General features: G+C 68.5%; 20 protein-coding genes and 3 pseudogenes. 19 read left to right on the top strand and 4 right to left on the bottom strand.

The features are described from left to right. Window positions 1-42: 42 nt before the first annotated feature. Window positions 43-978 carry a hypothetical protein gene (locus CR470_RS02805; protein WP_097865994.1) on the bottom strand — a complete coding sequence of 312 codons (936 nt, stop codon included), beginning with the start codon at window positions 976-978 and terminating at the stop codon, window positions 43-45. Between the two features lie 982 nt (window positions 979-1,960). Here CR470_RS02805 and CR470_RS02820 point away from each other — a divergent pair. Next, the gene (locus CR470_RS02820; RefSeq protein ID WP_097865996.1) at window positions 1,961-2,710 is read left to right on the top strand and encodes a transposase family protein; all 750 of its coding nucleotides are present in this window, start codon (window positions 1,961-1,963) and stop codon (window positions 2,708-2,710) included. A gap of 231 nt (window positions 2,711-2,941) precedes the next feature. Here CR470_RS02820 and CR470_RS02825 read toward each other — a convergent pair whose 3' ends face one another. Beyond that, window positions 2,942-3,445 (bottom strand): hypothetical protein, encoded by a 504-nt coding sequence (locus CR470_RS02825; RefSeq protein WP_097865997.1) that lies wholly within the window; start codon window positions 3,443-3,445, stop codon window positions 2,942-2,944. A gap of 340 nt (window positions 3,446-3,785) precedes the next feature. On the opposite strand from CR470_RS02825, the gene CR470_RS02830 reads away from it, so the two are divergent. From CR470_RS02830 to CR470_RS02840, 4 genes are all read left to right on the top strand, one after another. Further along, the gene (locus CR470_RS02830) at window positions 3,786-4,424 is read left to right on the top strand and encodes an endonuclease NucS domain-containing protein (protein ID WP_257138369.1); all 639 of its coding nucleotides are present in this window, start codon (window positions 3,786-3,788) and stop codon (window positions 4,422-4,424) included. After that, window positions 4,408-4,980 carry a hypothetical protein gene (locus CR470_RS40255; RefSeq protein ID WP_257138370.1) on the top strand — a complete coding sequence of 191 codons (573 nt, stop codon included), beginning with the start codon at window positions 4,408-4,410 and terminating at the stop codon, window positions 4,978-4,980. The genes CR470_RS02830 and CR470_RS40255 overlap by 17 nt, the downstream gene beginning before the upstream one ends. Window positions 4,981-5,110: 130 nt before the next feature. After that, window positions 5,111-5,680: a hypothetical protein gene (locus tag CR470_RS02835; protein WP_107489437.1), complete on the top strand. Its 570-nt coding sequence runs from the start codon at window positions 5,111-5,113 to the stop codon at window positions 5,678-5,680. Window positions 5,681-5,778: 98 nt separating this feature from the next. Further along, the gene (locus tag CR470_RS02840) at window positions 5,779-6,597 is read left to right on the top strand and encodes a hypothetical protein (protein ID WP_257138372.1); all 819 of its coding nucleotides are present in this window, start codon (window positions 5,779-5,781) and stop codon (window positions 6,595-6,597) included. A gap of 20 nt (window positions 6,598-6,617) precedes the next feature. Here the strand turns inward: CR470_RS02840 and CR470_RS02845 are convergent, their stop codons facing one another. Further along, window positions 6,618-7,064: a hypothetical protein gene (locus CR470_RS02845; RefSeq protein ID WP_257138374.1), complete on the bottom strand. Its 447-nt coding sequence runs from the start codon at window positions 7,062-7,064 to the stop codon at window positions 6,618-6,620. A gap of 41 nt (window positions 7,065-7,105) precedes the next feature. Then, entirely contained in the window at window positions 7,106-11,602 is a 4,497-nt protein-coding gene (locus tag CR470_RS02850; protein ID WP_097866035.1) for a nucleic acid/nucleotide deaminase domain-containing protein, read from the bottom strand. Between the two features lie 290 nt (window positions 11,603-11,892). On the opposite strand from CR470_RS02850, the pseudogene CR470_RS02855 reads away from it, so the two are divergent. From CR470_RS02855 to CR470_RS40265, 14 genes and pseudogenes are all read left to right on the top strand, one after another. Continuing rightward, window positions 11,893-12,267, top strand: a pseudogene (locus CR470_RS02855) (hypothetical protein); the annotation flags it as partial. 158 nt (window positions 12,268-12,425) lie between these two features. After that, window positions 12,426-13,151 carry a hypothetical protein gene (locus CR470_RS02860; protein ID WP_097865999.1) on the top strand — a complete coding sequence of 242 codons (726 nt, stop codon included), beginning with the start codon at window positions 12,426-12,428 and terminating at the stop codon, window positions 13,149-13,151. Window positions 13,152-13,242: 91 nt separating this feature from the next. Continuing rightward, the gene (locus CR470_RS02865) at window positions 13,243-13,908 is read left to right on the top strand and encodes a hypothetical protein (RefSeq protein ID WP_097866000.1); all 666 of its coding nucleotides are present in this window, start codon (window positions 13,243-13,245) and stop codon (window positions 13,906-13,908) included. A 95-nt stretch (window positions 13,909-14,003) separates the two neighbouring features. Further along, window positions 14,004-14,444, top strand: a complete 441-nt coding sequence (locus CR470_RS02870) for a hypothetical protein (RefSeq protein ID WP_097866001.1) — start codon at window positions 14,004-14,006, stop codon at window positions 14,442-14,444. Window positions 14,445-14,523: 79 nt separating this feature from the next. Further along, complete coding sequence (locus tag CR470_RS02875; protein ID WP_257138375.1) at window positions 14,524-15,792, top strand: type IV secretory system conjugative DNA transfer family protein; 1,269 nt, start codon at window positions 14,524-14,526, stop codon at window positions 15,790-15,792. After that, entirely contained in the window at window positions 15,789-16,019 is a 231-nt protein-coding gene (locus CR470_RS02880) for a hypothetical protein (protein WP_097866003.1), read from the top strand. Before CR470_RS02875 ends, CR470_RS02880 begins: the two co-directional genes overlap by 4 nt. After that, the gene (locus tag CR470_RS02885) at window positions 16,016-17,188 is read left to right on the top strand and encodes a DnaB-like helicase N-terminal domain-containing protein (RefSeq protein ID WP_179892110.1); all 1,173 of its coding nucleotides are present in this window, start codon (window positions 16,016-16,018) and stop codon (window positions 17,186-17,188) included. The genes CR470_RS02880 and CR470_RS02885 overlap by 4 nt, the downstream gene beginning before the upstream one ends. Window positions 17,189-17,340: 152 nt before the next feature. After that, window positions 17,341-17,442, top strand: a pseudogene (locus tag CR470_RS40260) (DNA cytosine methyltransferase); the annotation flags it as partial. A gap of 121 nt (window positions 17,443-17,563) precedes the next feature. Next, window positions 17,564-18,469 (top strand): annotated as a pseudogene (locus CR470_RS02890) (DNA cytosine methyltransferase); the annotation flags it as partial. A 93-nt stretch (window positions 18,470-18,562) separates the two neighbouring features. Further along, the gene (locus CR470_RS02895) at window positions 18,563-19,162 is read left to right on the top strand and encodes a DUF4913 domain-containing protein (protein WP_097866004.1); all 600 of its coding nucleotides are present in this window, start codon (window positions 18,563-18,565) and stop codon (window positions 19,160-19,162) included. After that, the gene (locus CR470_RS02900) at window positions 19,159-19,935 is read left to right on the top strand and encodes a glycosyl hydrolase (protein WP_097866005.1); all 777 of its coding nucleotides are present in this window, start codon (window positions 19,159-19,161) and stop codon (window positions 19,933-19,935) included. Before CR470_RS02895 ends, CR470_RS02900 begins: the two co-directional genes overlap by 4 nt. Beyond that, window positions 19,932-20,408: a type II toxin-antitoxin system RelE family toxin gene (locus tag CR470_RS02905; RefSeq protein ID WP_097866006.1), complete on the top strand. Its 477-nt coding sequence runs from the start codon at window positions 19,932-19,934 to the stop codon at window positions 20,406-20,408. Before CR470_RS02900 ends, CR470_RS02905 begins: the two co-directional genes overlap by 4 nt. Next, window positions 20,405-21,070, top strand: coding sequence for a hypothetical protein (locus tag CR470_RS02910; protein WP_097866007.1), 666 nt, complete (start codon window positions 20,405-20,407; stop codon window positions 21,068-21,070). Before CR470_RS02905 ends, CR470_RS02910 begins: the two co-directional genes overlap by 4 nt. A 71-nt stretch (window positions 21,071-21,141) precedes the next feature. Then, a complete protein-coding gene (locus CR470_RS40265; RefSeq protein ID WP_257138376.1) occupies window positions 21,142-21,537 on the top strand; it encodes a hypothetical protein in 396 nt (131 codons plus the stop codon). Window positions 21,538-21,774: the final 237 nt, after the last annotated feature.

Below are 21,774 nucleotides of genomic sequence, written 5' to 3' on the forward strand. Positions count from 1 at the left end.
TTACGGAACAGCCTTGAAGCGAGCCTCTGAAATCGGCGGAGCTCACGAAGCCGGTTCCGTCGCAGGCACCGGGCTGCTCAGCCGTCGCATGACCGCGCCACCGAGCAGAGGCCCCATCGACTGTTCCTCGATCCGCAGCTTGTCGGCCAGGTCCGCCAGGTGAAGGCGCGCAGATGCTTCCAGCAACGTGGCGTAGGTATCCGACGCCGCGCGGAGACGACGTGCCGAAATGACCACCAGCGTGGCAGCGAGCGGTGCCGCGGGCCACCACCACCAGGCCAGCGCCAGATAGAGCAGGGCCCATCCACCGAGGACGGCCGCTCGCGTCAACGCGGTGCGGGCCCTGCCGATCTCACCGCGTATCTCTTCCGGCAGCACGAGCCAAAGGTGTGGCCAGAGGATGAGGAGATTGGCGTGTGCGTCTCGGTCCAGCCGGACCGCGGCGGCGTGGATCCGATCACCGCTCCAGGTCGGTCGTTCAGGCCGTTCAAGGGCAATCCGTTCGCGCCTGTGGGCCGCGCGGTGACGCTCCCGGGGCCCGGGGCGGTCGGCCGGTCGTGGAGCGAGTTCCAGAAGCCGTAGGGCTTCGTACTCCGCCTGTGCCGCGTCCCAGCGACGCTGTCGGCGTGCCACGTGACGCTCGACCAATGCACCGAACAGCCACGGCCAGGCTTGCCAGCCGGCGGCCAGGGCTGCACGCTCGACAACGGAGCCGAGGGACTGGGCGGCCAGACCGGTGGCGGCCGCACCGGCCAGGATGGCAGCGAGCAGCACAACCTGGCCTCCCACCGTGGTTACTTGGGGGGCCTGGGCCGCATCCGAGATCGTGTGAGTGAGCAGTTCCACGTCCAGCGCAGCGCTCTGCCCAAGGGTGTGCCCAGCTGCGGCGATCGCCAGGTAGAGCGCGCCTGGCATTACGAGAAGGGTCAGCCACCGTTCAGCCAGCTTCTTACTGAGTTCGCCGAGAAGCCCTCCCATTACGGAAGCCTCTGCCGGATCAGCACCGTCTCGGCGGAGGCGAACTTACAGCGTGGCAAGTCGTCATCCACCTCATGAGTGGATCGACCGATGCATAGCTGCAAGGGGCATCGGTACACGACGTCCACATCAGCGACACCGGCTGGCATCACACCGCGGCCCGTTCCGCCGTAGACCCCCGACGGGTCGCCTGCGCGTCGAACTGCTGCGTGCAGAGCGTCCAGAAGGGCGGTGAGCGGGACGTTGTCCGCGGCCGGACCACCGACTACCGCTCCGACAGCGCGCAAGGCAGCGTCGTCCTCATCGAGGAGCGCGGCGAGTTCGTCCCGATGGCCACACACATACGACAGCGCCTTGGCTACTCTCAGTCCGCCTACCTCCGCCTGGCTCGTCATGCAGAACCCCGCCCCCATCCTTCTTGATCCACCAGGCAGCCATTCTTGCTCCAGATGTGAAGGCGCACGCCCGGGTTCGCCAAACTGCCTCGGGCAGAGCTACGAAGGCGTCGAGGTCCCTGCAAGGACGGTTCAGCCGATCCGCTCTGCCCGATCGGTCTGCGGGCGGACGGCGCACCAGCTGCCACGCAGCGGTTACACCGCGCCACCTCACGCAAGTTCGCCTATCCGCGCAGCGACTCCGACTGAGGTCCCGCTGGGCGCCGCCTGGGAGCCAACCCGCTCCCCTAACGACCTCGTGCACGGTTAGCGGTGGGACGTCGAAGGGGTCGGCCTTGGTGCTCACGTCTGCCGAGCCAGGATCCGGTCTACTGCTGGGACAGCAGGCCGGCGACGGCTTGGACGGAGCCGTTCATACGCTCGCGGCGGCAAGTACGCCATCGCAGGAACCGTCACCCAGTGAGCGTTTTCAGCGTGGCCACTGATCGGGTGACGGAGCGGTGGGAAGGTCGGGTGCGCAACGGACAGGGCCCCCGTGCAGTTGAGGGAGGTGTTCGAAGTCTCAACTCAGCAGCACAGGAGCCCTGTTGGTTCCCTATCCTGCCGCACTCGACCTGCCGCACGCCCTGGTCGAGTGGGTCACGATGCTTATCGTCACCCGGGAGGGTGACCGGCGGTGCAAACTACCGCCGCACCGCCGAGCGCTCGTCGCACTCGTGTACCTGCGCCGCCACGACACCCTGGCCCGTATCGCGGCGGGCTTTGGGATATCCGTCGGCACCGCCCACACCTACGTCAGTTCCGTCACCGGCCTGCTCGCCGACCAGGTGCCCGGTCTGCTGAAGACGCTGCGGGCGCACGACCCGGCCTTCGTCCTCCTGGACGGCACGCTCGCCGAGTGCGACCGCGTCGGTGACGGCCAAGCCGACTACTCGGCGAAGCACAAGCGGCACGGGGTGAACCTGGAGGTCGTCACCGACCCAGCCGGCGAGATCCTGTGGATCTCGCCCGCCCTGCCGGGCCGGACCCACGACCTGACCGCCGCCCGCACCCACAAGATCCTCCGGATCTGCGAACGCCAGGGCGTCCCGGTCCTGGCCGACATGGCCTACATCGGCGCCGGCGACTGGGTCACCACCGCCAAGCGACGCCCGCCGGGCGGTGAACTCGCCCCCACCGAGCGGACCCGGAACCGGGCCCTGTCCGCAGCCCGGGCACCCGTCGAACGCGGCATCGCACGGCTGAAGTCCTGGCAGATCTTCCGTAGATCCCGCATCAGCCCCAACCGCATGACCGTCATCGCCAGAGCGGTTCTCACCCTGGAGAGGCAACACTGAAAACGCTCAGTGCGAGGTGGTCACGTGCCGGCAGTTCGGTGATGTGGTCCACCGCATGGTCGTCGGGGAAATCGTGGTGGGCCGCACGCCCACCAATCCCAGCCATCCGGAGATCCCTCAAGAACGGCTGGAACTACCCTAAAAGAAAATGCAGTTCAACGGAGCAGATCGCCTTCCTGACGAATGGGTGTGCCTACCAGAGAACAACGGAACGCACATCCCTCACCCTTGTCACGCGGATTCCGCCTCCGCTGCGGCCCGGCGGGCCAGTCGGTGCGCTTCGGGAAGGGCTTCGGGTGCCGTAAGAGGAAGACGCACCGCATGGGCATTGTCGGCTTGGACGTTGCGCGCGGCAGCAAAGCGACAGCCGTCCGCGGCGTGGCCGGGAAGACGGAAGTCCAGGTACGTACGGTCCGGACGTACGTAGCAGTAGGCGCCCACTCTGCGTGGCCCTGGAACGTACAGCTTCACATAGCTGGTCTTCTCAGTACCGAGTTCGGCGACGGCACCGTGATCGCGAACTTCCGTTTCTACGAACGAGATGAAGAGATCGGCGTGCTGGGAGGGGGCACGCGTGCGCAGCAGGGTGAGCACGTCGCGATCCAGCACAGGTTCGGTCCGCGCCTCTGCCGCCTGCGAAGTGCTGTGCAGACTGAAATCGGCCCCGTGAGCGGCCAACGCATCAATCAGCGCGGGCAGTTCCTCGAGGCTCGCGTGAATGCTTACCTTGATCATAGGAATCGGCTCCTTCAGCTCGTGCGGGTACCTTGCGGCAGCCAACCGAGAGCAGCATAGCGGCAGCAGATGGCTCACTACTAGCAGTTGACGGACTGCTGTTCGTTTACTCTTCGCGGCCGCCGCAGCTGCGATCACCAGGGCTGTCTGTCGTGTCCGATATCGCGTCCATGTGCGCAGCGTTTTGCGGCCAGGCGGGCGTAGCCGGCACCGGCCGGGACGCTGGGCCCGCGCCGGGGGCGGTGGACACGATGCTGCAGAGCCGCTCAGGTCAGCGCCCCTGACGTCGCTTCTCACAGGCCGACCCTGTGGAGAATCCTCTCCACAATACGGCGTCGCCGTGAATGCCCTGGAAATGAGCAAGCCAATCTCGGAATCGGCTCCAGAAGGTGCCGAGGCCGATCTGGTGCCCGGTAAGCAGGACTGTTTGAGGAGCGATCCGGCCCACGTAAGCTCTGAACGTCGAGCGTCGCGCTGCCGGTTGCACCAGGAGGCCATCGTGGATCACCTCTTCACCGTCATGGGCGAGGCGGCCACACCGATCGCGCGCACCGGGTTGGCTGCGGAAGGCCTCCTTGAGAGGCAGCACTTGCAGGAGTGGGTGATCGCGCACCCGCAGGTGCTCGGGGAGTCGGTGCTCGTCGTTACCGCGGAGTACGACCGATGGGCCGACACGGACGGCGTGCCGGCGCGCGACCGGCTGGACGTCCTGGGACTGGACGCAACAGGGCGCCTCGTCGTGGTCGAGCTGAAGCGCGGAACGGCTGATCGGGACGTGCACCTCCAGGCGATCACCTACGCCGCCCTCGTGTCCCGGTTCGACCTCAGCACCCTGACCCAGGCGCACCGCAACTTCCTGTCGCGCAGGGGACAAAACCTCGACCTCGATGCATGCAGGCAGCGCCTGCTCGATCATGTGGACGGGGAATGGAGCCCGGAGCTGCTCCAACGCCCCCCGACAGGTGATCATCGCCGCTGACTTCCCCAAGCAGGTTACCCACTCCGTGGTCTGGCTGTCGGAGATGAGCCTCGACATCGACCTCATTCAGGTGGGGCTGTGGAAGGTGGAGGGACACGTCGTCGCCGGCTTCACCAAGGTCTATCCGACCCCGGAGGTAGAGGAGTTCACACTCGCACCTGCCCGGGTCGAAGGCGAGGCAGCAGCCAAGAAGCTTCGGCTGCGCGGGATCGATACCACCCTGCTCCGGGCGGAGGAGCTGCGGCACGAATGGGACGGCGTCATGGCACTCATGGACGGTTCGCAGCCGAGCGTGCTCCACCTCTACCAGGAGCGCGCTGAGGAGCACCGCAACACCGAAGGATGGCACTACGCACACGAACTGTCCTACCAGGGACCGGCGTTGGTACGCGTCGGCGAGTACCTAGCTCACCGGGCGGACACCGAACGACCCGCGCAGACCGAACGGGCGCGTGTCGCCCTGACCCGCTCCACGCACGACACCCCTGCCGTGTCACCCGCTTCACCCCAGGTCCCCCCGGCTTCGCATCCGCCGACTCCCCGTCGCTCCCGGTGATCCCTAGCACGTAGTCACGGCAGCACCAAACCGCCCGATCACCGGATCCTCATGAACCACCACACTCCTTCAAGCTCCACGCCCCCGGGGGCTCACGCCGTCCGACAGGGCGTTCGCAACGGAGAACTCCATGCACCACGAAACCCCGCTCCCGCCCGCCGAGTCCGATCCGCGCCGTCTTCAGTCCTCCCTCTGTTCCGCGCTCGGGCAGCGCGGCCTGGAGTGCACCGTCGAGTACGGCCTCAGCGACTACATCGTCCACGCCGAGCTTCCCGACGGTAGTTCGCTGATCATCTCGCCCCCGCAGGAGCCGCCCTCCAAACACCCCGAGTCCCCGGAAAGCTGGCTGGTCACCCGCCACCGGTCCGCCGAGCCTGCCGTCTACGAGGTGATCTACGACTCCGAGCCAGACGGTCCGCATCCGCATGCTCACCACGGCGGCAGCGTGCCGGATCTCCTCTCCGCCGTCGACACCCGCCTGGACCAGCTTGACGTACCGCCACGCCAGGAGCAGGAACGATCTGGCAAGGAACGCGCCGCCAACGTGCTCCCGCCCGACGTCACTCCATCCCGGGCGAGTGTCGCTCTCGCCTCTTCGCCGTCGATCGGCCAGCACGTGCTGCCGACCGGGCCTCCGCCGGAGTTTTCCGCGCGGGCCGCGCCGCCGCCGGCTCGTCCCTCATCCGCCCTCGGACTCTGACCGACCGCGATCCAGGGAGTCCCCCGTGCACCGCATCCCCAGAACTGATCCGCCCGTCGCCCGCACCTGCAACTGCACCCGCCTCGGATGGATCTGCCATGCCCAGCCACTACGACGTGCTGCCCGACCTGGCCTTCGGCCACCACCCCGTCCACGGCATCGTCGCCGCGAACCCGAAGAACCTCGCGGCCAGCACCTGGATGCTCAGGGGATTCGACTTCCATCCCGTCCCCGACCAGCCGACGTTGTACGCGCTGGCCGACCAGAACCGTGACGGACACGGCCGTACGAGCCGGGCCATCGAGCTGCTGCGCAAGGCCGGCTACCAGGTCGATGTGGACGTCGCACTTGACCCTGCACCGGCGCCCGACACGGCACAGGTACGCGACCGCGGTCCGCTCGGTGAACCAGACGTCGCCTTCGCCAATCACCCGCAGCTCGGCATCGTCGCAGCCCTCGACGACCGTGTCTCCGGCCTCAGCGGGCTCGCGCTGGTGGAGGACGGCTGGCGGCACAACTCGAGCCTGGACATCTACCCGCTCCCCGCGACCACCGATCGCGACGAGGCGCTGGGGAAAGTCGCCGACGCCACGGTGGCCCTGCGCCGTTCGGGGCTCCAGGTCGCAGTGCAGCCCCGCCTCGCTCAAGAGGTGACGGCTCGGCCCCGCCCTGCTGCCACGCCGGCCGTCGGCCGTGAACGCGGTCGTGGTCCCGCCCGCGCGTCTCCGTTGAGCGCCGCCGCGCTCGCCGCCAGCCCGGCCCGTGCCGGTACCCCGGGCAGGGCGCCGGTCCCCGCCGCCGTCACCACAGCGGCGGTCCGGCCGGTCGGCCCTGCATCGCGTACTCCCGCGACCGCTGATCCAACTCCTCAAGCACGCGCCACCAGGACGATTCAGCAGGCTACGAGCTCTTGCTAACGTCGAGACTGTTAGCTCGATCAGGGGTTGACGCGGATGAGATAGGGGTTCATGTCGTCATCGGCGTCCACGGCATCGAACCCGGCGGACCCAAGAATCGCGATCAAGGTTGCACGCATTTGCTCTACAACAAAGCTGAAATGCCTGAAGATCGGTGAATCAATACCACCTTCCAGGGCGTTCTTTGCCGCGCTTTCATTCAGGGATGAACTTGCATTCCATTGGACGAAAACACCTCCCCTGGAGTCGCTGGCCGGATCAACCGAGACCATAGCACCCTGAAGTTCAGTTTCCTGATCCACGTTTCGTTGCACGACAAAACCGGCTGATGCCAACGCCTCGGCCACCTTGGCGGCTCGTTCGTTCCGTTCGGCGATCTCCGCCTCGCTTGCTCTCATAGTTTCGAACATCAAAGCTCCGTTGGTGTTGTTGTGAAGGGTGAGCGGGCGGCCCAGCAGGCCGCCCACTCACCTCTAGTATGTGCGATGCCACCTGATCAAGCTGGTGGCTATGGGCGTCCCTGCTTCTGGATCATGTCGGCCAGCAGTCCCTCGAATGCACGATTCATGGTGCCGTTCGATCCCCACTGAACCGACCACGTGATTTCCGCCCCTTCTTTGAGAAGGTTCTCCAGATTGGGTCCGCATACGGGACACGGCTGCCGTTCGGTATAGAGAGCACTGATCTGCTTCGGCGAGAACTCTTTCACCGCCAGCTGCTCAAGAATATGATCCTCGGCGTGAAATCCTCCGCCCTTACTGAAACCGACCACGAGATCTCCGGTTTCCGCGTCATTCCAACCGGGAACTTTTGCGACGGCCACATTTCTGCCGGCCCATACGCCGAAACCTGCTTCGATCCTCGATCGGTAAGCCATGTTGGAGAGTTCGGTGCTGTTGTACGCGATCAATCCGTCACAGGAGTATTCGGGAACCGGAGTTCCGATAGTTCCCATCGGGGCAATGGAGACAGCACGCGAATTTATACCGTGGGCGGCTCGCGAAACCTTCCGGCAAGAGGCGTAGAATTTTTCCGCCATCTTCCCGGCAATTCCGGTCAGAGCCTCGTCGGAAAGCCTGAGGACGCTCAGGGCCTTCCATGCGTCGAGAAAACCGATGCCGGTCCTGGCAGCGCCGTCCACAGCACGGATAGCATCGGCGATGGGGCGGAGGATCTTTCCGGCGAACAGAGACGCAACGTCCACCATGGCCCAGGCGCAGCCGCCCCAGCTTCCGTTCTGACCGCCGGGTGTGAGTTTCTGGGCGCAGCGGATCCAGCTGCCGAAGAGGATGTCGACGGGGTCGACGCCCTGCTGGTACTCCGCGATCGTGATGGTGTGGGTGACCTTGGTTTTCAGGGTGTCGGTTTTGGTCTCGCCCAGGTACAGCGTGTCGTTCGAGAAGCACGTGTTGTCGAAGACTTCCACGGCACAGAGGTATAGGTCGAGTTCGGCTTTGTAGCTGATCTCCTGGGTCATGGTGCAGTCGCCCTTGTAGGCGATCTGATCCCAGAAGCCGTCGCAGCCGTCGGTCTTGTTCAGGACCTTTGGCTTGCCGACCTGGTCGATCTTGTTGATGACGTAGAAGAGGCCGCCGATGGATCCGCCGGCTGTGTCCGGGACGGTGCCGGTTTCGACCTGGCTGGCGTTGCCTGCGTCCTCGGTCTGCTTTGCCGCTTCTTGGGCGGACTCGGCATGTTTCTGGGCGTCCTTGGCGGCTTCCTCGGCTGCTGTGGCGGCGGCGTCGGCTCGGTCGGCTGCTGCTCTGGCCTGGTCGGCCGACTCGTTCGCCCGGGTGGCCGCTGCGCGGGCGGCATCGGCGTCCAGGGCTGCGGCGTCCGCGGAAGTGCGGGCTGATTCTGCGTAGCCCTCTGCGCGGCCAGCGGCCTTGTCTGCGGCTGCTGCGTCGGCAGTGGCCTGGGACTGGTACCCGATGGTGCGAGCCAGTGACTGCTGCGCTTTCGCCGCTGCCATGGCCGCGCCGGCCGCGTAGTCCAGTGCCTCCTTGGAGTAACCGCGGGCGTCCGCGGAGTGCTTGGCAGCGTTCGCGGCGTGCTGGTAGGCGGCCTTGGCATCACCCTGCGCCTGATTGGCGATGCTCTGGGCGGCTGCGGCTTCCTGCGCCGCATTGAGGGCATGCGCGTTCGCGACAGCTTTCTGCTGCTCGGCGATGGTTTTCGCCGCCTGGCCGGACAGGACCACAAGGGACGCGGCGGAGTCCTTGGTGACGTAGGGCGAGCCGAGCTGGATGGCGTCGTTCGCGGGAGCCGCTACCTGCGCGGCAGCCTTCCCGGCATCCACCGCGGCCTGAGCGGTGACGTAGGCGAATCCGGCTGCCTTGGCCGCTGCGGCGGTGGCTTTGCTGGCCTCGGTCTTGGCCGCGTCGGCCTGAGCCTTGGCCGTCTTCGCCTTCGTCTCGGCCTCGTTGGCCATCTTGACCGACAGGGCGGCAGCGGCTGAGGCTCGCTCGGAGGCGTCGATGGCGTCCGCGGCGGCGCTGGTCGCGGTACTGACCGCGGCGTCCGCCCGCAGCTTCGCTGCCTTTGCCCCGTCCGCTGCGGCCCGGGAGCTCTTCGCCGCCGCCTCCGCACGGGTCGCCGCGGCGTCCGCGTCGGCCGCGGCCTTCGTGGCCGCGTCGGCGGCGGTTTCAGCCCGGCCAGCTGCTGCCTCGGCGTCGTCCGCGTGCCGGTCGGCCTCATTGGCCGCCGCCCGCGCGGCGTCCGCCGCATCGCCCGCGTCCAGGGATTCGGCGTAGGCGTCCTTGGCGGCCGCCTTGGCCCGGGCCGCTTGCGCCTTCTGCTGCGCGTCCCAGGCGTCGTCGCGCAATTCTTCGGCCCGGTCGCGGGCGGTTTCGGCGTCCTTCTTCCTGGCCACCGCGGTGGCCTCCGACGCCTCGGCCTTGCCCTTGGCAGTCTCGGCCTTGGCCGCTTCGGCATCCGCCGTCTTGCGGTGCTGTGCCGCTTCGGCCTTCTTGAGGTCGGCGGCTTCCTTCTCCTTCTTCGCCGTGGCCTCGTCGGCCTCGGCTTTCAGCCGTTTGGCATGCGCATCGGCCGCCGCAGCTTTGGCGTCCGCCTCCGCCGCCAGGGACGCAGTGAGCTTGGCCTCGGCCAGCTCCTTTTCCTTCTTGGCATTGTCACGGTGCGCCTTGGCCGCGTCCGCCGCCGCCTTGGCCTGCAGTTCGGCCCGGTAGGCCGCCTGCTTACGGAACTCAGCCTTGGACTGCGCGGCCTGCGCCAGCGCCCGCTGAGCGATCGTCTCACTGTCCGCCGCAGCCGCCCGGGTGGCCGCCTCAGCGGTCTCACCCGCCTTCGACAGTGCTGTGACAGCCGCAGCCGCACCCTGGGTGACCTGAGCCTTCTGCTGGCCCACCAGCAGACCACGGCCCCTCGGCGCCCCGTTGGCGTCCGCGATCGCATACGCCGCCTGCTCGGCAGTGACGCTCGCGCTCTGAGCGGCTGCCGCCGCCGTCACCTGACGCTTCAGCTCCGCCAGCTCGGCCTTCGCCCCCGCCCGCGCCGCACTGAGCCGCTGCGACGCCTTCGTGAACTCCGCCGCCGGGGGAACACTGCCGTTGTGGCCGTCATCTGGACCATTCGTGAGCAGCGTGAACTGCACCTGTTGCAAGGGATCGGTACTGCAAGTGGTCGTGCTCGCGTTTCCGGCCGCCTGGCCGAAGTGCTTCAGGCAGCTTCCGGAGCCCAGGTTCTCCAGGTTGGCGCTCGCCCGGACGCTGAACTTCCACGCCTGAGCGGCGGTTCCGTTGCAGGTCAGGATCTGGACTCTTCGATTGCTGGCGCGGTCGAGGCATCTCCCCGACTTCACGTGCTTGAGGCTGTAGCCCTCTCCGTAGTGCCCGTTGACACTCCACGTTTGGCCTTCCTGTGTGGCGCAGTTGATGCCCCCAACGCCCGTGCCGTTCGCAGTGCTGGAACCCACTGTGCCAAGGCACTTGCCGAACGTGCCCGGGATGCGGACGTTCATCGGGGAGGAGCCGACCCAGCCGATGCCTCCCGAGGACCAATAGTCCTGCCAACGGGTGATGTGGTCGGCGACCCACGCGTGGCCGAGCATCCGGCCCATCGACTCAGAGGCTTTGGTGAGTGCCTGGACGGCGTTCTTATTCGCAGTCAGGATGTCGTTGCGTTTGACCGCCTGCGAGCCGATCTCCTGCTGCCATTCCGTCGCTGCGGTCGCGGCGACTTCACTCAGGACCTTCTGCGGGTCCATCGGATCACGCCACGCACAGGCAGCGAAACGGGACTTGATGTCCTCGACCGCTACCCGGTGCTCAGCAGTACCCGGCGCCGGGGCCTTGTTCACGAAGCCACCAGAGCTCAAGAACAAGCGCGCGTTGTCCGCACCCATCGGCTCGCTGGAATCACCCAGGAGGTGCTCGTAGGCTTCGTTCAGCGCGACCTGCCGGCCCCAGTCCGGCAAAGACGGGTCAGGCTCACTGCCGTACAGCGGCTGCCCCAGAGCCTTGACCGCCGCTGCGGTCTTAGCGTCGGCCTGTGGGGTCCCGTCCTCGTAGAAGTCGCTCTGGCTCTTCCAGAACCGGTCGGCGATCCACGCCGTAAGGCCGGTCTGGGAGTGGAAGTCCTCACCTTCGTCGCCGCTGGTCCCGGGCGGCCACTCGAAGTCGGCGATAGACTTGAACCCGCCCGGCGTCTCAAGCCCGGTTATCTTCCAGCTGTCGTGAAGTGCGTTGAGCCGGTTCACTTCGGCAATAGCGGCGGCCTTGTCCGTCTCATACGCGGCCCCGAGCGGCGTGCCCCTCCAGTAGTTCCGGTCAGCAAGCTCGCGCAACCGCTCAGGACTCTGGTTCAGGCCGTCCTTCGCCGCGGCAGCCATAGCCGCTCCGCCCAGCCGCAGCGCGTCGCTCATCAGACACTGGTCTTGCCGCAGCTGCTCGGCGGGGGTGGTCTCGTTCCAGTCATAGTCGGCGGCCAACTCGACAGGGGGCGCCTCGGGGCTGCTGCTTGCGCCAGCCCCGGCCAGCAAAGCCATGGCCAGCACGGGCGGGAGCAAACGGCCGGTCAAACGTGAGACTCGAATCAGGGGTCCATACGACCCCGCGGGTCTGTAGCGCAAGAGAAAACCATCTCTGATAAGGAGTCGACCGCAGGATTCGCGAACGGCCGATATGGCCACACGGCCTCGGTCCCCCCGAACCAGACGGTCCCTCAAACTGCAGGCTGACTAGAACAAAAGCCCGGTCCGGGCGGAACGTTACACAGGGGACCGGATCTTGAACAGAGGGTTATAAGGCAAACACGGAAGCCCGGCAAGCCCTAAGCACCGACTGCTGGCGCGCCTCCAGGAAGGGCGACGAGCAGGACAAGGCCGCCTGGCTCAAGGCGAAGCGCGCCGAGGAGCAGGCGGCGTCCGAAGCCTGGTCCGAGCAGTACCGGATGCCTCCCCCGGAGGGGACCGAGCGGGCCGTTCCCTGGGGCGTGCGCTGTCGTCACCAGATCCTGACCAACGCCTACACCGCACTGGTCACCGAAGGCACGACCAGCGAAGCGGAGTGGGCGGAGATGGAGGAGAACGCTCGTACGGTGACCCGTGCCGGGTGGTGGATAGACCAGAGGTCGGCCGAGCCCGAAGACCTCACCGAACTGCTCCGAGCCGCCACCGGGGCCGACCGACCGACAGAGAATCCCTTCTCCTGACCGACCGCGTGCCCTGCTGCGGCGGGGCACCCGGCTGACCGCCACCGTGCGGCCTCTACCAGCGATTCCCGGCCGGACCAAACCCCGGATCTGCCGGATGCTCTGCCCACTGGCCCACCTCCAACGGGTCCTTCGCTCCCTCTGCCCCGGAGACTTCCGTGCCTACCTCGATCACCATCACGTCCGAGTTCAGCGGCAGCGTCGTTGCCAAGGGCGCTACTGATGACCTCTCCGCGCAGCTCCTCCGTCACGCCGGTTTCAAGCAGATCGACGACTGGCACGGCCGACGCCATCGCCTGCCCACCACCACTCCGCTCGCCGACCAGGTCGCCATCGCCAAGCATGCTGCCGAAATGCTTCGAGCCGCTCGCTATGACGTCACCCTTCCGCCGTCCCTCGACACGGCCCGGATGAGCCCTCCGGTGCATGCGCTGGGGCCCTACGCCGCCGGAGCCGAACTCCTCAGCATCACGGACCAGATCCGTGCGGCCGAAGACGGAGCCAGCCTCCAGCGAGCAGTCGACCACCTCCTTCACCCCGAGCACGGTGCGCTGGAGCGTGTCCGGGAGGCGCTGGAAGCAGCGGGAGAACAGGTCAACGACCTGGACGACGACGCGTATGCGCTCGCCGACCGGTTCGGCTTCGCCTCGGAGTTCGTCAGCTCGGCCCAGTCCGAACTCCTCGACTCCGAGGCCGAGCTACGCCGCGTCGGCGCCGCTTCGACGAGCTACTCCCCAGCACGGACCGTCCGTGATCACCGTGGTGCCGCTCTCGCCACTTCTCCTGCGGCGAACCAGGCCAAGGTCTCCTCGGCGTCCAGTTCCCAGACGGCGCCTTGCTCTGCGACGGGTCACCCACCGCGCGCCTCAACCCCCCGACGGTGACCCCGGCCGCCCTCTCCGCCGTCGGCCACCAGTACGTCGCGCGCCCCCGCTCGACTCACCCGTCAAGGACCACTCACCCGAAGAGGCAAACGTGCCCGAGTACTACTCCAGCATCGGCGAGGCCGTCGGTGCGGCCATGCAGCACAACATCCGGCTCGCCCACCGCAGCGCGGCACCGGGCTCCGACAAGCCGCTGCAGGTCAGGCACCTGCCCAGCGCTTCCGCCGATCCGTACTCGGTTCGCGGAATGATCTCTCGCCTCCACGAGGACGCCTCGCCCGATGAGGTGGCGGGCATCATCGAGGAGGTCAACGGCGCACTGGTCGGGGCTCTGCCCGAGCTGACCGAACTCGTCGCCTCTGCCGCCGACTGGACTCGCGCCCGTCTCGACTTCGACGACCCGCATCACCATCCGACTTTCGAGACGTGGACCCGACTGGCAGCCGCGTACGGGATGCTCCAGGACGTCCGTGAGCAGTTGGAAGTCGCCGAGGACGGTCTCGCTGCCTGTCCCGCAGAGCGCACGGACCCCCGGCACCACCAGATGGTCAACGTCTTGCGCAGCCGGGAGTTGCTCGACGATGTCCTCGGTGCCGAGGCTGCTCCTGCGCCGTCCGCTGCCCGGAACGTCGATTCAGACCGGCAGCGGGCGGCCCGCGCCTCCTCGCCACACGCCGGAACATCGCCGTCGACCGGCAGTCCGTCGGCCACCGCAGCACCTCCGCCCGCGCCTCGTTCTGCCGGCCGACCCCGCTGAAACGTTCCGCTTCAGACGTCCAGGAGTACCCCCGTGAGCTGCACGAGAGCCGGGCGCGCCCCGCCCCTGCCCGCTCGCACACCCAAGGAACCGCCGTGCCTTCCCCGCGCACCAGCGCGCCCTCGACCACCACCGGGTCGGACGCGCTCCTCTACCTCCTGTTCGGCATCCTCGGCTCCGCCATGGCCTTCGGCTTGCTGGCCTGGCTGACCGGAAATCTCACCAACACCTTTGTCGGGAGCGGGACATGGGCCCCCTTCCGCGTAACGGAAGCGCTGCTGCACCCGGAGGTGCTGTGGCCGGCCCTGAGCACCAGCATGCTGATGGTCGGCGCCCGCGTCGTCCCCGCCCTGTTCACCGTGGCCCTGGTCGTCACCGCTGCCGTGCTGTGGATGCGCTGGCGTGCCGGGTCCAAGTCCGGCCTCGCCCGCAAGGCGGACCTGGCGCCGCTGCTGGACAAGGAGATCGTCGCCAAGGCGAAGAGCCTGCGCCCGAGCCTGGGCGGCCGGGAGAGTAAAAGAGGTCCTGCCCGCTGACCGCGGCATCCTGCTCGGCACCCTCGACCCCGGCCGTGCGGAGGTCCGCGCGTCCTGGGAGGACGTGATCGTCGCGATCATGGCCCCGCGTTCCGGCAAGACGTCTGGGCTGGCGATCCCCGCGATCCTCTCGGCACCGGGCCCGGTCCTGCTCACCAGTAACAAAGCCGCGAACGACGCCTTCACCACCACGGTGGACGCCCGTGCCGAGGTCGGCACGATCTGGACCCTCGATCCGCAGCAGATCGCCCACCACCCGCGCGAGATGTGGTGGGACATCCTCGCTGACGCCCGCGATCTCGCCGGGGCCAAGAGGTTGGCGGGGCACTTCGTGACCGCGAGCGTGGACGAGTCCAGCGGCTCCGACTTCTGGTCCACCGCCGCGAGCAACACCCTCGGTGCCCTCTTCCTCGCCGCCGCGTCCCACCGGCGGCCGATCACCGACGTCCTGGCCTGGCTCGCGATGCCGGCCGACCGCACCCCGGTGGACCTGCTCACCGACGCCGGCCACCATGCGGTCGCCGCCCAGCTCCAGGGCACCGTCTCCGGCGCGACCGAAACGCGCGACGGCATCTATGAGACCGCGAGGCAGTACGCGAGCTGCCTGCTCGACACGGACGTCGCCGCCTGGGTCACCCCCAACGATGACCTTCCCGAGTTCCAGCCGTTCGCCTTCGCCACGTCCCGCGACACCTTGTACCTGCTGAGCAAGGACGGCGGCGGCAGCGCGTCCGCGATCATCGCTGCAGCGGCCGACGCCGTGATGCGCGCGGCCGTGATCGTGGCCGAGCGCTCCGGCGGGCGACTCGACCCGCCCGCCCTGTGCGTCCTCGACGAGGCAGCGAACGTCTGCCGCATCTCGGACCTCCCTGATCTCTACAGCCACCTGGGCAGCCGAGGCGTCATCCCGATGACGATCCTGCAGTCCTACCGTCAGGGCCAGCGGTGCTGGGGCGAGGCCGGTATGGACGCCCTGTACTCCGCCGCCACCATCAAGATCATCGGATCTGGCATCGACGACGCGGACTTCGCCGACCGGCTCAGCCGTCAGGTCGGCGATCACGACGTCCAGACCACCTCGGTGTCGACCAGCGAGGGCGGCAAGTCCACCTCGGTGAGCATGCGCACGGAACGGATCCTTCCGCCGGACGCCATCCGCGCCCTGCCCAAGGGCAAGGTTCTGCTGCTGGCCACCGGCATCCGGGTCGCCATGCTCAACCTCAAGCCCTGGTACAAGGAGCCCTCCGCCAAGGTGGTCGGCCCGGCTTCCGCTCGCGCCACGAAGGCCATCACCGAGCGTGCTCTCGCGAAGAGCATCGGCCAGGACGATCTCGGACAGCCGGCATGAGCGCGCCCACACCACAGCAGGGGCGGTTGGCCCACGCTCCGGTCGTCCTGCGCGGTGGCCGGTGGTGGCTTGACGGCGAGGCAGGCTCGGTTCCCGCCTCCGATCCCGCCTTCACCGCCGTCCTGGACGACTTCGCGCTGTCGGTGGCCGCTGCCGACCAGGCAGTCGCCAACCTCCTCATCCGGCAGGACGAGGCGCCCTGCGCTGATCCCGGAGGCCGGCGGTGAACCCGCTGATGAGTGCCGAGCAGGCGGTCCTCGGTGCCGCACTCCTCGACCCCGAGCAGCTCGCGCACCTGGAGTGGCTCGCTGCGGACCACTTCTATCGGCCCGTCCACCAGGCGCTGTTCGCCGCCCTCCGCAAGCTGCGCAACGACGGGCATCCCGCGCTCTCGGCCGATGGTCCGTTGCCACTGTCGTGGGTGACCGACGCGGTCGAGGAGGCCGGACAGCACGTGCGCGGGCTGACCGCGGCGTACGCCCACACCCTGATCCAGGCGTGTCCCCGAACAGAGCACGCCCCGGTGTACGGACGCATGGTGCTGGAGGGGGCGATTCACCGCACCGTCGCCCAGCACGCGATCCGTCTCCACCAGGCGGCTCGGGCCGACGCCGTCCAGGGCGAGGTCGAGGGAGCCTTGCGCACGGCGGACGTCCTGACCAGCGTACTCACCGACCTTGCACGACGCTGGGGAACCGACCCTCGACCGGTCCCACCCACCGCCGGGCCCTCTGCCGCCACGGACATCCCGCCTCCGGCGCAGAACGGCCAGGTCGCCGAGGACGAGCGGTTCCTCCTGGCCGTCCTCGCCGAACAGCCGGGGGCCATGGGCGAGGTGGTGGCCTGGCTGCGGCCGGGGGACTTCGCCGACCCGACCCACGGGCAGCTCTACCGGTGCCTGGGCGCGCTGCACCACCGGGGCGAACCCATCGACCGGATCACCCTGCTCTGGGAGGCCCAGCGACGCGGTCTGCTGGCCGACGGCACAGTGTCGAGCGAGCAGCTGACCGCCGTCTGCGAAGGCATGGTCCCCGGCAGCGCCGACTGGTTCGGACAGCGGGTGATGCGCTCCTCCGTCACCCGCACCGCCGCCGCCTCCGCGCGAGCCATCCGGACCCTGGCCCAGGACGAGTTTCTGGGGCCCGGCCGACTGATCAACCACGCCCTGCACGAACTCGGTCCGCTCGACGAGGTACGTGCCCGTTGGGCCACCGCGAACAGCAGTCCGGCTCCGAAGACCACGGCATCCGCTCCGTCGGCGGCCGAGCCGCCGCCCGACCGAGTGAAGGCCGCCCGCGCCCGCAGCACGCCCCGCCCAGGCGCTGCACCTTCAGCCCCGGCCAGCCATCTCCCCACGCTGTCGACGGCCCGACCACCCTCGCGCGGCCACCCTTGAGACCCCCTCCCCACCAGCCTCTTCTGCCCCTGGAACTCGTCTTGATCTATCCCATCTCCGCGCCCGCGCTGGACCTACGTCCCACGGCCCCGAGCCTCGCCGCCCCGTTGATCGGGTCTCTCTGCTCGGGGTACGGCGGCCTCGACCTGGGCGTGCAGTCCGCGCTCGGCGGCACGCTCGCCTGGCACGCCGAGGTAGACCCGAACGCCTCACGCATCCTGGCCCGCCACTGGCCTGGCGTCCCGAACCTGGGCGATATCACCGCCGTCGACTGGCGCACCGTCCCCCGGGTGTGCGTCCTGACGGCCGGCTTCCCCTGTCAAAGACGTCTCGGTCGCCGGCCGCCGGGCCGGACTCAACGCCCAGACCCGCTCCGGGCTCTGGCTGCACGTCGCCCGTGCGGTCGCAGCCCTCCGACCCTGCCTGGTTGTGATCGAGAATGTGCGCGGCCTCCTCACCTCCCCCGCCGGTTCCCCTGGCGACGTGGAATCCTGCCCGTGGTGTCTGGGAGACACCGCAGGTCAGCCTGCTCTGCGGGCACTCGGTGCCGTACTCGGATCCCTGGCCGACCTCGGGTACGACGCGAAGTGGCTCGTGCTTCGTGCCTCCGACGTCGGGGCCCCACACCGCCGCGAGCGGACCTTCCTCGCCGCATGGCCCGCCGGGCACCCTGCTGAAGACGCCGACCAGCAACATCGGGAAGAACGGCGGCAGCCAGCATCCATCGAAGCGGAAGAGCGGGGGGCACGGTCCGAACCTGGCCGACGAGGTCGAGTGGCTGCTGCTGCCGACCCCGAAGGCATCGGACGGAATCAAGGGTTCGCCGAACCAGCGGCACGGCAATGGCGACATGACCCTGCCCAGTGCGGCTGCGTCTCTGTTGCCGACGCCGAGGGCCAGCGACACGGGCACCCCGGCCCGCCGCCCCGGGAAGGGATGGCGACCTCCCCTGTCGGCGGTGGTCCTGCCCCTCTGGGCGGAGGAGACGCCGGAGGCGGGGGCGCGGACCGGCGATGGGGAGCGTACGGATCCGCCATCACCCGATGGGAGAGCCTCACCCGCCCGGCCCCGGCCCCCACGGACACGGCCGGTCGGCTCCGCGCGGACTTCGTGGAGTGGATGCAGGGCCTCGACGCCGGCTGGGTCACCGCGACTCCGGGGCTCGGCCGTCCAGCGCAGCTCACCGCGCTCGGCAACGGCGTCGTCCCACAACAGGCTTCGCATGCCTTGCAGTTGCTGGCACCACCCTTCCCCCGCTGTCCCCGCTGCGCCGACCGATAGCGCTCCACTACCGCGTTCTTCCGGCCGGACCAAACCGCTGATTCTCCGGATCCTCTCGGGCATGTCGCCGTCTCACAGATGGAGCACACCCCCATGGCCGACACCAGCCCGACCTCCCCCGGCCCCGAGCCGTACCGCGTCCCCGACGCAGACCTCGACGACCTCGCCAGCACCCTCGCCAAGACCATGGCCGAGGTCAGGCAGCACGGCGTCATCCTCGACCGCCTCGGCTCCGAGCCCGAATCCGGCGCCATCCAGCCGCCGGACGGCGCTCCGGAAGCCGAGGCGGCTGACGGGAAGACGCCCGACGGCCCCGCTTCGGTGTTCATCCTCGCCCTGGGCGGCAAGGAATATGCCGTCGAACTCGCTGCCCTCAGCGACTGGGTGAACTACCTCTTCCTGCCGGTGTACGGCCGGGAGATCAGCACGAGCCGTCCCTGGTGCGCGCACTGGCACGAACACCCCGAGGCCGTCGCCCGGCTCCACGCACTCTGGCTCGCCTGGCAGCAGTTCACCGACACGGAGGCCGGCCTGTCCGGCCCCTCGACCTGGCACCGCGACCACCTGGACCAGACCCTGGCGCACCTGCGTGCACCCGACGGACCCTTCGCGGCCTGCACGACCAGCGCAACTCGCCCCAACCACCGGGCGCTGGCCACCCCGGCGCCCGAGCAGGCGGGGGTGGCGGCGTGAACAACACCCTCGACTTCGACCTCGACGATCTCGCGCCGGTCGACGACGACTCCGAGGAGGCGATGGAGGCCCTCTGGTTTGGCGACTTGACGGTGCTGTCCCAGCACCACACCAAGCCCAACGGTTCGCACAGCTTCGTCCTCGCCCACGACCGATCGGTCACCTGGGGGATACCCGGCGAGCCACAGCTCGTTGCGATCGCGGTCGCTCGGGATCTGCGGCAGTCCACGTTCACCTTCGAGACGAGTCACCACGCCACGGCGTCCTTCGCCCAGAACTGGCTGGCAGAACGCGGCTGCCCGCTCGACCGGATCGCCCTGCGCGGTGGCGACTACATCGAGCCCGCCGACGACCTCACCGTCCAGGTGGAACAGCAGATCCAGAAGTCGGGCACCCGTTACGAGGTCCTCGACACCTACACCTCCGACGACAATCCCAGCGAGGCGTGGACACTCGTCAACGACTCCCAGGCCACCCAGGCACCGGTTCGCCTCTTCTTCGAGGAGTGGAACCACGATGCCGGCACGTACACGATGCGCGAGGGCGCCTTCCCCGACGTCGGCGTCGCCCAGACCTGGCTGGACGAGCGCAGCGAACCGCTGCCCGCTCCGGAGTACAGCGACCACAACGGTGCTGTCGTCCGGGCCCGCATCGCCCGCATCGCCCTCTCCCGGTCCGCCGGTACCTCTCTGACACCGCAGACCGGTCTCGACGCGCCCCGCGCGACAGCGGCGGTACCGGTTCAGCGCGCGGTCCAGGGGAGGCTGCTGTGAGCCGCGCCCGCTTCGCCTTCGCCGCGCACCCTGACGCCATCGCCGACCTGCGGAAACTCCCCTCTGGAATACGCGATTTGGCCTTGCTGGAGCTGCAGAACCTGGTCCACGGAAGCGATGACTGCTTGCCGTTGAAGGGCCGTCTCGCCGGCTTCCACAAGGTGTACGTCGACCCGGAGGTCTCTTACCGGCTGGTCATCCAATTCCGCCAGGCCCCGCCGACCTCGACCCACAAGCGCGAGATCTACCTCGTAGCCGCTGGCAGCCGGAAGGACTACGCGGTCTACCGCGCGGCCCACCTGCGGAACAGCCCCCAGCGAGAGGTCGGCCAGGACTCCGCCACGGAGGCCCGCGTGCAGGCCGCCCGGTCTCGCTCGACGCTCACCACCGAACGGCCGACAACGGGCCGCGCGACTGCCCCGTCACCAGCGCCACCCTCGGCCACTGCTTCTCGAAAGGTCGCCCAGCGATGACCAACGACCGTACTGCGCTCACCCGTTCAGAGCTGGCGGATCTCCTCACCGAGGCCGCTCAGAACGTCGGCGGCATCCCTGCCGCCGAGTACCCGACGGCTGCCGCCCGCTCCTACCTGCATCCCGTCTTGGGTCCGCTGGCCGCTGGGCCCCGCGTGATCACCGAGCTGAACGACCGGTTCGAGGGCTTCGTGGCAACCGAGCCACGCCCCGCTGGTTCGGCGGGCCTGTTCGCTCTGGCCTCCTACGCCTCCGCGCTGGGGTGGCTCACCGAGTCGTTCGCCGAGCTGACCTCCTCGGTCGATGAGATCTGTACCCGCGTGGGCATACCCACGGAGCCATGCGCCCCGATCGTCGCCGCGCCCGGTGGTACGGAGCGGGACGACGAGTTCGACTTCGGCTTCAGCGCGCTTGAGTTGGAGGCGGTCCGCAGCGCAGCCGAGGCCGCCGGCCTCGCGCCGGACTACTACGTCGAGGCTCTGTCCCAGTCGCTGCTCGCCGCGGCCCGGATCACCGACGCCTGCATGGAGATCTCCAGTGGTCTGCTCGATGACGCCGATCTCCTCCGCGAAGCTAGCGACCGCCCTCGGCTCGGTAACGATCCCGGGAGCCTGCCCGCTCTGGTCCGCTCCCTGCTCGCCCGGATGGAGACGACGGAGTGAACCCGTACGACGCAGACACACACCCTGGGCCTTACCTCGTCGTCGAAGTGCTCGGTGTCGGGGATGTCAGCGTGCACGCCCTCGCACATGGTCCGGAGGAGCCGCTGCACCAGGCCGCTACACGCGTCATCGAAGCCGCAGCGGCGTTGGACGAGCGACACGAGAGCGTGCGCGATGCGGTCCAGCGCGCTCAGCGGCTGCTCGAAGGCACTGGTCGGGGTGAAGTCGGCCGAGCCCAGGTCTCGTACGCGCTGCTGCGCACAGCTCTCCCGGACCTCGGAGACGGCCTGGCCCAGCAGGACCGGGCATACAGCCAGCTCGTCGAGTCCCTGTCCGCCTACCGCCGGCTTCTTCCCTCGTCCGAGCCTGCTCAACACGCGAGCAACAAGAGCCACGGGCAGGGCCAGAAGACGAGGCCCCACCGGGACGACGACTGGGCCGTCGCCGGGGAGCGGACGGGCTGGTAGCCCTCGAAGCGGTTGCGGCCGGAGGTGTTCGCTTTCGCCGCAACGCGATCGGCGAGGACCCGTACATCTCGCGGGAGAAGGCCCAGTGGCAGGAGCCGGCGGTCTTCCCGCAGACCGTGCAGCGGCTGGTCGCCGACGGGCTACTGCATCAGGACACCACCGAGAACGTGTACCGGCCCGGCCAGCTCCTCTCGCTCACTTCGCAGGGGGAAGCCGCCCTGCGTGATGGTCGCGCGA

The organism is Streptomyces sp. rh34 (assembly GCF_002551245.1).
In the GTDB taxonomy this organism is placed as follows: domain Bacteria; phylum Actinomycetota; class Actinomycetes; order Streptomycetales; family Streptomycetaceae; genus Streptomyces.

Bases quoted from the DNA above. Each gene is read 5' to 3' on its own strand.
- CR470_RS02805 (WP_097865994.1), bottom strand. From the start codon at position 978: ATGGGAGGGCTTCTCGGCGAACTCAGTAAGAAGCTGGCTGAACGGTGG.
- CR470_RS02825 (WP_097865997.1), bottom strand. From the start codon at position 3,445: ATGATCAAGGTAAGCATTCACGCGAGCCTCGAGGAACTGCCCGCGCTG.
- CR470_RS02835 (WP_107489437.1), top strand. From the start codon at position 5,111: ATGCACCACGAAACCCCGCTCCCGCCCGCCGAGTCCGATCCGCGCCGT.
- CR470_RS02840 (WP_257138372.1), top strand. From the start codon at position 5,779: ATGCCCAGCCACTACGACGTGCTGCCCGACCTGGCCTTCGGCCACCAC.
- CR470_RS02850 (WP_097866035.1), bottom strand. From the start codon at position 11,602: ATGGCTTTGCTGGCCGGGGCTGGCGCAAGCAGCAGCCCCGAGGCGCCC.
- CR470_RS02875 (WP_257138375.1), top strand. From the start codon at position 14,524: ATGGCCCCGCGTTCCGGCAAGACGTCTGGGCTGGCGATCCCCGCGATC.
- CR470_RS02880 (WP_097866003.1), top strand. From the start codon at position 15,789: ATGAGCGCGCCCACACCACAGCAGGGGCGGTTGGCCCACGCTCCGGTC.
- CR470_RS02895 (WP_097866004.1), top strand. From the start codon at position 18,563: ATGGCCGACACCAGCCCGACCTCCCCCGGCCCCGAGCCGTACCGCGTC.
- CR470_RS02910 (WP_097866007.1), top strand. From the start codon at position 20,405: ATGACCAACGACCGTACTGCGCTCACCCGTTCAGAGCTGGCGGATCTC.